The organism is Kitasatospora sp. NPDC093558, assembly GCF_040683475.1.
Taxonomy (GTDB): domain Bacteria; phylum Actinomycetota; class Actinomycetes; order Streptomycetales; family Streptomycetaceae; genus Kitasatospora.
This window is the reverse complement of the sequence record NZ_JBFBDY010000191.1, coordinates 1-11,567: the sequence shown is the minus strand read 5'-3', so window position 1 is coordinate 11,567 and position 11,567 is coordinate 1. Positions and strand designations below refer to the sequence as shown.

Sequence of the window (11,567 nt, the reverse complement as noted above, 5' to 3'; positions counted from 1 at the left end):
ACCGGCGGGACGCGGACGGTCGCCACCGGGACGCGGGCGGTCGCCGCCCTGCGCACCCGGAGCACCCGGACGGCCGCCCGGCGCGCCGGGACGGCGGTCGCCGGGGCGGGCCATGCCGGTGGCACTGCCCGAGGTGAACGGGTTGTTGCCCGGACGCGGGCCGGCCGGACGCGGGCCCGGACGGGCGCCGCCGGAGGCCTGGGCCGCCGCCGGACGCGGGGCCTGGGCGGCCGGACGCGGGGCGTCACCGGCCGGAGCCGGCGAAGAGAACTCGGCCGCGGGCGCGGCCGGGGCCGCCGGAGCGGCGGGACGCGCGGCCGGGCGCGGACCCGGAGTCGGCGCGCCCGCCGGCTTCGGGGCTGCGGGGGCGGCCGGGGCGGCGGGAGCCGCAGCGGCCGGGCCTGCGGCCGGGGTGGGACGGGGACCAGGGGTCGCGCTCGGGCGCGGCCCCGGGGTCGGGGCACCCGGCTTGGGAGCCCCGGAGGGAGAGGGCGCCGCGGACTTCCGCGGGCCCGGCTTGGCAGCGGAACCACCACCGGTGGGTGCCACACCAAGCGCGTCAGTCAGCTTGCGCACGACCGGCGCCTCGATCGTCGAGGACGCCGAACGGACGAACTCACCGAGCTCGGTGAGCTTGGCCATGACGGCCTTGCTCTCCAAGCCAAGTTCCTTGGCGAGTTCGTAAACCCGGACCTTAGCCACTTCACTCCTGTCTATGAGTCCGGGGTGTCTCGTCCGCCGGACCGTCGCTACTTCATGGGCGTACCCATCGCGTACTCATCGCGTACTCATCGAGTGCTCATCGCAATCTCGACCTACTTCCACATCGCGAGGTACCTGACTGGTGGCACGGCGCGCGGCTGCCCGCCCGCCGTACTTGTTGCGGTGGTTCTCCGAAGCGGGGGCCCGGGAGAGTCACGTCTCCTGGCTGCCGCCCGCCCGCTCCTCGATGAACCCGCGGAGCCGCTCCGTGTCGAGCACGCCCTGGAGCCGGAAGGCCCGGGGGAACGCCCGACGGCGGACCGCGAGGTCGAGGCAGGCCGGATCGGGGTGCAGGTGAGCGCCCCGGCCTGGCAGTGCGCCACGGGGATCGGGGACGCAGACGCCCTCGACCGCCGTGACACGCAACAGCTGGTGCTTGGCCGCGCGCTTGCGGCAGCCCACGCAGGTGCGTTCCGGGCGTGCTCGGACATGCGTCCGGCCAGACGAAGGCAAGTCTACCCCTCCGAAGGGACATGGCGCCGCCCCGCCGGCCCGGCCGGACCGGCGGGGACGCCCGCTACAACACTGACTACCGCTGCGCCGATTCCTGGCCGGCGTCCTCGGTGTCCGGCCGGATGTCGATCCGCCACCCCGTGAGACGGGCGGCGAGGCGGGCGTTCTGGCCCTCCTTGCCGATCGCCAGCGACAGCTGGTAGTCGGGCACGATCACCCGGGCGGAGCGCTGGGCGGCGTCGACGATCTCCACGCTGGTCACCCGCGCGGGGGACAGCGCGGCGGCGACCATCTCGCGGGGGTCCTCCGACCAGTCCACGATGTCGATCTTCTCGCCGTGCAGCTCGCCCATCACCGCGCGCACCCGGGCGCCCATCGGGCCGATGCAGGCGCCCTTGGCGTTCAGGCCGGCGCGGCGCGACCAGACCGCGATCTTGGTGCGGTGGCCGGCCTCGCGGGCGATGGCCGCGATCTCCACGCTGCCGTCCGCGATCTCCGGGACCTCCAGCGCGAACAGCTTCTTCACCAGGCTCGGGTGCGTGCGCGACAGCGTCACCGACGCCCCGCGGACACCGCGGCGCACCGCCACGACGTAGCACTTCAGCCGGGTGCCGTGCCGGTAGTCCTCGCCCGGGACCTGCTCCTGCGGCGGCAGGATGGCCTCCAGCTTGCCGATGTCGACCAGCACGTTCTTCGGGTCGTTGCCCTGCTGGACGACACCGGTGACGATGTCGCCCTCCTTGCCCGCGTACTCGCCGAAGGTCTGGTCGTCGGCGGCGTCGCGCAGGCGCTGCATCATCACCTGGATGCCGATGCTGGACGCGATCCGGCCGAAGCCGTTCGGGGTGTCGTCGAACTCCTTGGGCTCGACGCCCTCGTCCAGCTCCGCCGGGTCCTCCATCGCCCACACGGTGACGTGCCCGGACTTGCGGTCCAGGTGCACCCGGGCCCGGCGGCGCGAGCCCTCGGTGCGGTGGTACGCGGTGAGGAGGGCCGACTCGATCGACTCGACCAGCAGGTCGAAGGGGATGTTCTTCTCGTTGACCAGCGTGCGCAGGGCACTCATGTCGATGTCCACGGCTACGCCTCCTCGTCTTTCGTCACATTCATCATGGTCCAGTGCGTGCGGCCGTCACTCCGCACCGTCGTCCCCCTCGTCGAGGAGCTCTTCGTCCTTGCGGTTGAACTCGACCTGGACGCGCGCCCGGGCCACCTCGGAGTACTCCAGGCGGCGCTCCTTCGGCCGGCCGCGGCCCTTCACCGGCTGCACCTCGACCAGTGCGCCGTCCTCGTCCGCCTCCAGCACCCGCGCGACGACCTCCCCGCCGTCGGCCAGGTGGATCTTGGCCAGCCGCCCCTCGGCGCGCTGCCAGTGCCGGGGCAGCACCAGCGGGCGCTCGGCACCGGGGGATCCGACCTCCAGCAGGTACGCGCCGTCGCCCATCAGGTCCGACTCGTCCAGGGCCTCGCCGACCACCCGGCTGAAGTCGGCGATGGCATCCATGTCCACGCCGCCGTCGGTGTCGACGTCGATCTGCACCTGGCGGCGGCTGCCGGCCTGGGTGACCCTGACGTCCTCGAGGTCCAGGCCCGCCTGCGCGGCCAGCGGCTCCAGCAACGCGCGCAGCCGGTCGGTGGTGGTGGTGCTCATCCGGGTGGACTCCTCGGCCGCGTCTGCTGTTGTCAGAAGGTCGCTCCGCGTCCCGACCGGGTCGCGGCAGCTCGGCCCAAAGCCTAGCCGGTGATGCCGCGAACCACCGATTCCGGACCACACCGCCCCGGCCGGGCGCCACCCACTGCGAGCAAGGTCACACCCGTCTCCGGTGCCCCTCCCGCCCCGGAACACGGCCCAAATCGTGGGGATTCTGTAATCATTCACGCCAACGAGGGCAGGCGGGGAGGCCGTCCTCCCGTACACGCCCCGGAGTGACACGCATGCAGCCGCCCAGCCGACGGACCTTCCTGGCCCTCGGGCTGTTCTTCACCGCCGCCGCCTGCACCACCGCCCCGGAGCAGGTCAAACCCGCCGAGACCCACCGCCCCGACCCGGACGAGCCCCTCCGCCGCCGGGCGGTGGCCGCCACCGACACCCTGCTCGCGGCCTACGACACCCTGCCGTCGGCCCAGCTCCAGCCCCTGCGCGCCGAGGTGGCCGAGCACCGGGCGGCACTGGCACAAACCCTCACGGACTCCACACCGCCCACCCCCTCCGCGACCACACCGGGCACCACTGCGACGGCCACCCCGACCGCGGCCCCGTCCCCGGTCACCACCACCGCCGAGCTGGCCGCCCTCGAACGCCGGACCGCCCAGACCCGCCTGGCCGACCTGGGCGCCGCGTCCCCGCAACTGGCCCGGCTGCTGGCGTCCGTCGCCGCGTCGGCCGCCATACACACCGCCGCGCTCGGCGACACCGCTCCCCCGGCCGCGCCCGCCGACTCCCCCTCCGCATCCCCGAGCGCGGCGCTCAGCCCCGAGGCCGTCACCGCGATCCAGGGCGCCCTGAACGCCGAACACGCCGCCATCTACGGCTACGGGGTGGTCGGCGCCAAGCTGCCCGAGGACCAGCAGCGCGCCGATGCCCGGACGGCCTACGCCGCCCACCAGGCCCGCCGGGACGTGTGGCAGCGCCTCCTCACCGGCGTGGGGGCCACTCCCAGCGCGGCGGCGGCCGGTTACCAGCTCCCGTTCGCCGTCGGTGACGCCGCTGCGGCCACCCGCCTGGCCGCCCACATAGAGACCCGGCTCACCACGGTCTACGCCGACCTGGTCGCCGCCGTCCCCGCCCAGCAGCGCGCCACGGCGGCCGACGCCCTGCGCGAGGCCGCCGTCCGCGCCCGCCGCTGGGGCGCGGCCCGGACCCCGTTCCCGGGCATCGACGACCAGCCTGCCGCGTCCCCCACCGCGTCCCCGACCGCAGCCGCGACGCCGACCGCGACGCCCTGAGGCCGGCCGCCCGCCGCGACACTGACCTGCGCTTTCGCCCCCATCCCCGACAATGGACGGGTAGCACCACGGGGGACCACGAACCGGAAGGCCGGCATGTCGGGAGCACCAGCACAGATCACCGTGCCCGCCTGGCTGGCGCGCAGCATCGCCGCGAGCCCCGGCGGCGACGAGGCCGAGGCCTGGCTGACGGAGCTTCCAGGCCGGGTGGCCGCCCACCTGGAGCACTGGAACCTCACCCTGGAGCGCGTCCTCGACCCCGGGGGCAGCCTCAGCCTCGTCGCCTACGTCCACCGCGACGACCTCTCCCCCGCCGTCCTCAAGGTCGGCCTGGTCACCCCGGAGACGGCCACCGAGCACGTCGCCCTCTCCGAATGGGCCGGCCGCGGCGCCGTCCTCCTCATGGACGCCGTCCCCGCCGAGGGGGCCCTGCTCCTGGAGCGCCTGCACGGTGACATCCCCCTGCGGTCGCTCGCCGAGCCCAAGGCGATGCTGGAGGCGACCAGCCTCCTCCACCGGCTCTGGGTGCCGCTCCCGGACGAGCACGCGTTCCCCGCCCTCGCCGACCACGTGGCCGGCCGAGCCCCCGATGTCGCGCCCCCGCCCGAGGCGGCCGCCCTCGTCGCCGAGGCCATGGAGACCGCGGACGCCCTCGCGGCCTCCGCCACCGAGACGTTCCTGCTGCACGGCGACTTCCACCACGGCAACGTCCTCGCCGCCGACCGCGCCCCCTGGCTGGCGATCGACCCCCGCCCCCTCGCCGGGGAGCGCGCCTACGACCTCGCCCGCCTCGTCCTGGACCGCGCGGACACCGTGGTCGGCTCCGCGGGCACGCCCGCCGCCATCCGCCGCCGGCTCCACCAGCTCTCCGAGGCCCTGGAGGTGGACCAGGAGCGCCTGCGCGGCTGGACCCTCTACCGCGCCGTCGACCTCGGCCTGCGCGCGCTCGCCGCGAAGCGCCAGGAGGACGCCGAGCTCTACCTGGAATTCGCCGGCGCCGTCTGAACCGCGCCCGCACCGGGCCGCCGCAGCGGCAGCGGGGCCCCCATCACCGCGTACAGCCGGTCCGTCGCCGGGAAGCGCACCGCCCGCGCGAGGTCCCGGTACCCCAGGGCGCGGTACAGCCGCCGGGCCGGCGTCTCGGCGTCGATCGCCGACAGGATGCTCCGGTCCAGGCCCGAGCCCTCGCACAGCCCCCGGATCAGCCGCGAACCGATGCCCTGGCCCTGCCACTCGGGCAGCACGTGCAGCTCGGTGATGGCGAACACCCCGTCCAGCCAGTCCCCGTACCCCCGGGAGACCAGGTAGGGCTCGATGACGGTGCTCCACCAGTGCTCGCGCCGGTTGGGCATCCCGTACCCGAAACCGACGAGCCGTCCGCCGCTCATCGCGCCGAGGGCGATCACCCCGGGCTGCTGGGCGTGCCGGCCGACGATGTGCAGCCGGACGGCGACCTCCTCGGGCGTCAGCCCGAACGCCACCGCCTGGACATCGAGCGCCTGCGGCGCCCAGGCCGCGAGGTCGATGGCCTCGATCGTCACCCCGGTCAGCTGATCCATGCCCCGGACGTTACTACCCGCGCCCCGCGAGTGCGGGCGGAGCCGCAGATCAGCCCCACCGGCACCGGCGCGACCGCTAGAAGAGCACGCTCATGAACGCCCCGACCTCGCGGAAGCCGACGCGCCGATAGGCAGCCCGCGCACGCACGTTGAAGTCGTTGACGTACAGCGAGACCACCGGGGCGACCTCCCGCAGCGCGATGTCCAGCACCGCCGCCATCCCGGTCTCCGAGAGCCCCTGCCCCCGGTGCTCGGGCGCGACCCACACGCCCTGGATCTGGCACGCCCCTTCGGTCACCGCGCCGATCTCCGCCTTGAAAACGACCTCGCCGTCGTCCCCGAACCGCGCGAACGACCGTCCGCTGGAGACGAGTTCGGCGACCCTGGCCTGGTACAGCAGCCCGCCGTCCCCGGCCAGCGGCGACACCCCGACCTCCTCGGTGAACATCGCCACGCAGGCCGGCATCAGCGCCTCGACCTCGCTGCGCCGCACCCGCCGGACCAGCGGGTCGGGCGCGATCTCCACCGACGACACGGTCGTGGCCATCAGCGGCTGGTGCGCGCGCACGTCCCGGGCCGGACCCCAACTCCGTTCCAGGAGCGCCCAGAAGGCCGCCGTCGGCCCGGCCGGCCCGACGATCGAGGAGCACCGGCGCCCCTGGCGCCGCGCCCGCTCGGCGAAGGCCTGGACCGCCGACGGGCCGGCGTTGACGAGGACCAGGTTGGCCCCGGCGTAGCAGAGCGCGTCGAGGACGCCGTCCTCGTCGTACCAGCCCCACATCTCGCCGCCGAGCCGCCAGGGGTCGAGCCCGACCGACTCGACGCGGGTGGCGACGAAGGCGTTGGCGACCGGGTCCCGGTGGAGGATCTCCAGGGCGTCGGCGAGGTCGGGCGGCTCCAGCACGCGGGTGGTGGCCAGGGCGCGGGCGGCCTGGAACGCGCTGGGGAGCATCACACCTCGATCGAGCATCGAGACAGCACCTCACTGAGACGACTCTGGCCGCACCCTACTCCGTGGCCCCACCCGGCTACGGCCGCGGGGCCGTCCGCTAACGGAGGGCCCCGCTTCCGGAAAGACGAACTGCGCTCCGCGCGGCCCCCGGGCGGCGAACCGCACGGGGCCGCGGGGCCTACACCCCGGTCACTCGCCGGCGACGACCGTCGGCGACCCGGCCTCGACGCCCTCCGCCTGCATCTGCTCGGCGAGCTTGAGCGCCTCCTCGATCAGGGTCTCGACGATCTTCGACTCCGGGACGGTCTTGATGACCTCGCCCTTGACGAAGATCTGGCCCTTGCCGTTGCCCGAGGCGACCCCGAGGTCGGCCTCGCGGGCCTCGCCCGGGCCGTTCACGACGCAGCCCATGACCGCGACGCGCAGCGGCACCTCCATGCCCTCCAGGCCGGCGGTGACCTCCTCGGCGAGCTTGTAGACGTCCACCTGGGCGCGGCCGCAGGACGGGCAGGAGACGATCTCCAGGCCGCGCTGGCGCAGGCCGAGCGACTCCAGGATCTGGTTGCCGACCTTGATCTCCTCGGCCGGCGGGGCCGACAGCGAGACCCGGATGGTGTCGCCGATGCCCTCGGCGAGCAGCGCGCCGAACGCGACCGCGGACTTGATGGTGCCCTGGAAGGCCGGCCCGGCCTCGGTCACGCCGAGGTGCAGCGGGTAGTCGCAGGCGGCGGCGAGCTGGCGGTAGGCGTTGATCATCACGACCGGGTCGTTGTGCTTGACCGAGATCTTGATGTCGCGGAAGTCGTGCTCCTCGAACAGCGAGCACTCCCACAGCGCGGACTCCACCAGCGCCTCGGGGGTGGCCCGGCCGTACTTCTCCAGCAGGCGCTTGTCCAGCGAGCCGGCGTTGACGCCGATCCGGATCGGCACGCCCGCGTCCTTGGCCGCCTTGGCGATCTCGCCGACCTTGTCGTCGAAGGCCTTGATGTTGCCCGGGTTGACGCGCACCGCGGCGCAGCCGGCGTCGATCGCGGCGAACACGTACTTCGGCTGGAAGTGGATGTCGGCGATGACCGGGATCTGCGACTTCTTCGCGATGATCGGCAGCGCGTCGGCGTCGTCCTGGGACGGGACGGCGACCCGGACGATCTGGCAGCCGGAGGCGGTGAGCTGCGCGATCTGCTGCAGCGTGGCGTTGATGTCCGAGGTCACGGTGGTGGTCATCGACTGCACCGAGACGGGGGCGTCACCGCCGACCGGAACGTTGCCGACCATGATCTGCCGGGATACTCGACGCTTGGCGAGCGGCTTGAGCGGCAGGGACGGAATACCGAGCGAGATCGCGGTCATGTGCGCAGGGTTCCCCAGGGTGGAGGTGTGATCGACCGCCCGGCCGCACCAACGGCCGGGGCCGGGCGCGCCACGATCGCGCACCCGGCCTCCACGGTACGGCACGGGGGTGGAGCCGAGCACACCCGCCGTACCCGGACGCACTAGCTGATCTTGACCGGGTTCACCAGGTCGGCCACCAGGACGAGCAGGGTGAACCCGACGAAGATGCTGGCCACCACGTACGCCAGGGGCATCAGCTTGGCGACGTCGAACGGGCCCGGGTCGGGCCGCCTGAACAGCTGTGCGAGGCGGCGGCGCACCGACTCCCACACGGCGCCCGCGACGTGGCCGCCGTCGAGCGGGAGCAGCGGCAGCATGTTGAACAGGAACAGCGACAGGTTGATGCCGGCCAACAGGTTCACGAAGACCGCGATCCGCTGGGTGCCGGGGATGTCCAGCGAGAAGACCTCGCCGCTCACCCGGGCGGCGCCGACCATCCCGATCGGGGAGTCCGGGTCGCGGGGGGCGTCGCCGACGACGGCGTTCCACAGCCCGGGGATCTTGCCGGGCAGGGCGACCAGGGACTTCACGCCGCTCTCGGCCATGGTGGTCATCCGGTCGAGTGACTGCCCGAAACCGAGCTGGACGACACCACTCGCCGGAGTGAATCCGAGGAACCCGGCCTGGACGGTCTGCCCCTTGATCGGGATGTCGTTCGCGTCGTACTTCTGGACGTCGTTGACCTTGATGGTCGGGGTGAGGGTGAGCTGCTGACCGGCTCGGTCGACCACGACCGGCACGGTCTTCCCGGCCGACTTGCGGATGTCGGCCTGGAGTTGGTCGTAGGTGCGGATGCGGTCCCCGTCGAAGGAGAGGATCCGGTCCCCGGCCTTCAGCCCGGCCGCCGCGGCGGGGGTCTGCGGGGCGCCCGCCGGGCAGCTGTCGGTGGGCTGGCCCGCCTTGACGACGCACTGGGCGACGGTGCTGACGGTCGGCACGTTCATGGTGACGCCGAAGCCCATCATGACCGTCAGGAAGAGCCCGAACGCCAGGATCAGGTTCATGAACGGCCCGGCGAACATGACGATGACGCGCTTCCACGGCTTGCGGGTGTAGAAGAGCCGGTGCTCGTCACCCTCCTGGAGCTCCTCGTAGGAGGCCTCGCGGGCGTCCTCGATCATGGTCCGCCAGGGCGAGCTGCTGCGCTTGGTGATCCGGCCGTCGTCGCCCGGCGGGAACATCCCGATCATCCGGATGTACCCGCCGAACGGGATCGCCTTGATGCCGTACTCGGTCTCGCCCTTCTTGCGCGACCACAGGGTCGGGCCGAAGCCGACCATGTACTGCGGCACCCGGATGCCGAACAGCTTGGCCGTGGAGAGGTGGCCGAGTTCGTGCCAGGCGATCGACACCAGCAGCCCGAGCACGAAGACCAGGATGCCGACCACCGTCAAAACCGCTGCCACCGCAACTCCTCCGTCATGCCGCTCCGCTCATCGTCTCGTCCTACCGCGACCGGCGCCACGGTTCAACCGCCGCGATCGGCCGGCCCGCCCTGGGCCGGCCGGCCCGATCGGTCCGGTCGGTCAGCCCGCCGCCAGCTCGCGGGCCCGGGCGCGGGCCCAGTCCTCCGCGTGCAGGACGTCCTCGACGGTCAGGGAAGTTCCCGCCGCGGCCGACCCACCGTCGCGCTGTCCGTGCTCGGTCACGACCTTGGCAACAGTGTCCACGATCCCGGTGAAGGCGAGCCGGCCCTTTAGGAAGGCCTCCACGCACTCCTCGTTCGCCGCGTTGAACACCGCCGGCACCGTGCCGCCCAGCGAACCCACCTCGCGGGCCAGCTCGACCGCCGGGAACGCGTCGTTGTCCAGCGGGAAGAACTCCCAGGTCGCGGCCTTGGTCCAGTCGCAGCCCGGCGCGGCGTCCGGCACCCGCTCCGGCCAGCCCAGGCCCAGCGCGATCGGCATCCGCATGTCCGGCGGGCTGGCCTGCGCCAGCGTCGAACCGTCGGCGAACTCCACCATCGAGTGCACCACCGACTGCGGATGGACGACGACCTCGATCCGGTCGAACGGCACGTCGTAGAGCAGGTGCGCCTCGATCACCTCCAGGCCCTTGTTGACCAGGGTGGCCGAGTTGATCGTGACGACCGGGCCCATCGCCCAGGTCGGGTGCGCCAGCGCGTCCTGCGGGGTCACCCCGGCCAGCTGCTCCCGGGTGCGGTTGCGGAACGGACCGCCGCTGGCGGTGACCACCAGCTTGCGGACCTCGGCCCGGCTGCCGCCGGCCAGGGCCTGGAAGAGCGCGGCGTGCTCGGAGTCCACCGGCACGATCTGACCCGGCTTCGCCACCGCCTTCACCAGCGGACCGCCGACGATCAGCGACTCCTTGTTCGCCAGCACCAGCACCCGGCCGGCCTTCAGCGCGGCCAGCGTCGGGCGCAGCCCGATCGAACCGGTGATGCCGTTCAGCACCGAGTGGCACTCCATCGCGGCCAGCTCGGTCGCCGCGTCCGGCCCCACCAGCACCGCCGGCAGCGCACGCCCCGCCGCCTTGGCCGCCAGCGCCTCGCGCAGCGCCGGCTCGGCCGCCGGGTCGGCGACGGCCACGGTGTGCACGCCCAGCTCCAGTGCCTGCTCGGCGAGCAGCCCCACCCGGCCGCCGGCCGCCGACAGGGCGACCACCCGGAACCGGTCCGGGTTGCGGAGCACCACGTCGATGGCCTGGGTGCCGATCGACCCGGTGGAACCGAGGATCACCAGCTCCCGGGGGCCGGACGGGTCCTGCACGGTGGGCGTGAAACGCAGCTGCGGATGGGCGAGCGAAGTCATGCGCCCATTGTGTCCTGCCCGGGGCCCTCATCGTGCCCGCCCGGGGGCATCCACCCCGCAGCGCGCTCCGCACGACGGGCACGCGCGCCGCGGGCTACCGTCACAACCATGCGTACCGTCATCGCCGGGGGCCACGGACAGATCGCGCTCGCCCTCGAACGGCTGCTCGCCGACCGCGGCGACCGCCCCGCCGGGATCATCCGCCGCCCCGAACAGGCCCAGGACCTCGTGGCCGCCGGCGCCGAGCCGCTGCTGCTCGACCTGGAGGCCGCCACCGCCCCGCAACTCGCCGCCCTGCTCGACGGCGCCGACGCCGTGGTCTTCGCCGCCGGCGCGGGACCGGGCAGTGGCGCCGCCCGCAAGAACACCGTCGACCGCGACGCCGCCGTGCTCCTCGCCGACGCCGCCGAACTCGCCGGCGTCCGCCGCTACCTCATGGTCTCCTCCATGGGCGCCGACGCCGACGCCCACCACCCCGCCGACGAGGTCTTCGAGACCTACTTGCGCGCCAAGGGCGCCGCCGACGACGCCGTCCGCGCCCGCACCACCCTCGACTGGACGGTGCTGCGCCCCGGCCGGCTCACCGACGGCCCCGGCACCGGCCTGGTCCGGCTCGCCCCCGAGACCGGGCGCGGCGCGGTCGACCGGGCCGACGTCGCCCCCCAACGGGCGGCCGTGACGTAGAGGCTGTCCGACCCGCCCAGCGATACGAACCCACCTCGGGGCCAGTCG

At 73.6% G+C, this 11,567-nt stretch carries 12 protein-coding genes; 3 read left to right on the top strand and 9 right to left on the bottom strand.

The features are described 5' to 3' along the window. The 4 genes from AB0O00_RS19315 to rimP form a co-directional block, all read right to left on the bottom strand. Positions 1-702, bottom strand: a 702-nt coding sequence (locus AB0O00_RS19315; protein WP_363653310.1) for a translation initiation factor IF-2 N-terminal domain-containing protein, incomplete at its 3' end; no start/stop codon positions are given. A 213-nt stretch (positions 703-915) separates the two neighbouring features. Continuing rightward, positions 916-1,164, bottom strand: a complete 249-nt coding sequence (locus AB0O00_RS19310; protein ID WP_363653308.1) for a YlxR family protein — start codon at positions 1,162-1,164, stop codon at positions 916-918. A gap of 127 nt (positions 1,165-1,291) precedes the next feature. Then, the gene (nusA, locus tag AB0O00_RS19305; RefSeq protein WP_363653306.1) at positions 1,292-2,293 is read right to left on the bottom strand and encodes a transcription termination factor NusA; all 1,002 of its coding nucleotides are present in this window, start codon (positions 2,291-2,293) and stop codon (positions 1,292-1,294) included. A 54-nt stretch (positions 2,294-2,347) separates the two neighbouring features. After that, entirely contained in the window at positions 2,348-2,866 is a 519-nt protein-coding gene (gene rimP, locus AB0O00_RS19300; protein ID WP_363653304.1) for a ribosome maturation factor RimP, read from the bottom strand. Positions 2,867-3,150: 284 nt separating this feature from the next. Between rimP and AB0O00_RS19295 the strand changes: the two genes are divergently transcribed. Together AB0O00_RS19295 and AB0O00_RS19290 are read left to right on the top strand one after the other, a co-directional pair. Next, a complete protein-coding gene (locus AB0O00_RS19295; protein ID WP_363653302.1) occupies positions 3,151-4,161 on the top strand; it encodes a ferritin-like domain-containing protein in 1,011 nt (336 codons plus the stop codon). Between the two features lie 96 nt (positions 4,162-4,257). After that, complete coding sequence (locus tag AB0O00_RS19290) at positions 4,258-5,166, top strand: aminoglycoside phosphotransferase family protein (protein WP_363653300.1); 909 nt, start codon at positions 4,258-4,260, stop codon at positions 5,164-5,166. Here AB0O00_RS19290 and AB0O00_RS19285 read toward each other — a convergent pair. From AB0O00_RS19285 to dxr, 5 genes are all read right to left on the bottom strand, one after another. Then, positions 5,139-5,720, bottom strand: a complete 582-nt coding sequence (locus AB0O00_RS19285; RefSeq protein ID WP_363653298.1) for a GNAT family N-acetyltransferase — start codon at positions 5,718-5,720, stop codon at positions 5,139-5,141. The two genes, AB0O00_RS19290 and AB0O00_RS19285, sit on opposite strands and share 28 nt — an antisense overlap. A gap of 76 nt (positions 5,721-5,796) precedes the next feature. After that, positions 5,797-6,672: a GNAT family N-acetyltransferase gene (locus tag AB0O00_RS19280; RefSeq protein ID WP_363653312.1), complete on the bottom strand. Its 876-nt coding sequence runs from the start codon at positions 6,670-6,672 to the stop codon at positions 5,797-5,799. A gap of 189 nt (positions 6,673-6,861) precedes the next feature. Continuing rightward, positions 6,862-8,022, bottom strand: a complete 1,161-nt coding sequence (ispG, locus tag AB0O00_RS19275; RefSeq protein ID WP_363653296.1) for a flavodoxin-dependent (E)-4-hydroxy-3-methylbut-2-enyl-diphosphate synthase — start codon at positions 8,020-8,022, stop codon at positions 6,862-6,864. A gap of 143 nt (positions 8,023-8,165) precedes the next feature. Next, positions 8,166-9,470, bottom strand: a complete 1,305-nt coding sequence (locus tag AB0O00_RS19270; RefSeq protein ID WP_363653294.1) for a M50 family metallopeptidase — start codon at positions 9,468-9,470, stop codon at positions 8,166-8,168. 120 nt (positions 9,471-9,590) lie between these two features. Then, positions 9,591-10,835, bottom strand: a complete 1,245-nt coding sequence (gene dxr / locus AB0O00_RS19265; protein ID WP_363653292.1) for a 1-deoxy-D-xylulose-5-phosphate reductoisomerase — start codon at positions 10,833-10,835, stop codon at positions 9,591-9,593. Positions 10,836-10,943: 108 nt separating this feature from the next. Here dxr and AB0O00_RS19260 point away from each other — a divergent pair, with 108 nt between their 5' ends. Next, positions 10,944-11,519, top strand: coding sequence for an NAD(P)-binding oxidoreductase (locus tag AB0O00_RS19260; RefSeq protein ID WP_363653291.1), 576 nt, complete (start codon positions 10,944-10,946; stop codon positions 11,517-11,519). Positions 11,520-11,567: the final 48 nt, after the last annotated feature.

Coding starts and splice junctions, on each gene's coding strand:
- rimP (WP_363653304.1), bottom strand. CDS start 2,866: ATGAGCACCACCACCACCGACCGGCTGCGCGCGTTGCTGGAGCCGCTG.
- AB0O00_RS19295 (WP_363653302.1), top strand. CDS start 3,151: ATGCAGCCGCCCAGCCGACGGACCTTCCTGGCCCTCGGGCTGTTCTTC.
- AB0O00_RS19290 (WP_363653300.1), top strand. CDS start 4,258: ATGTCGGGAGCACCAGCACAGATCACCGTGCCCGCCTGGCTGGCGCGC.
- AB0O00_RS19285 (WP_363653298.1), bottom strand. CDS start 5,720: ATGGATCAGCTGACCGGGGTGACGATCGAGGCCATCGACCTCGCGGCC.
- AB0O00_RS19280 (WP_363653312.1), bottom strand. CDS start 6,672: ATGCTCCCCAGCGCGTTCCAGGCCGCCCGCGCCCTGGCCACCACCCGC.
- ispG (WP_363653296.1), bottom strand. CDS start 8,022: ATGACCGCGATCTCGCTCGGTATTCCGTCCCTGCCGCTCAAGCCGCTC.
- dxr (WP_363653292.1), bottom strand. CDS start 10,835: ATGACTTCGCTCGCCCATCCGCAGCTGCGTTTCACGCCCACCGTGCAG.
- AB0O00_RS19260 (WP_363653291.1), top strand. CDS start 10,944: ATGCGTACCGTCATCGCCGGGGGCCACGGACAGATCGCGCTCGCCCTC.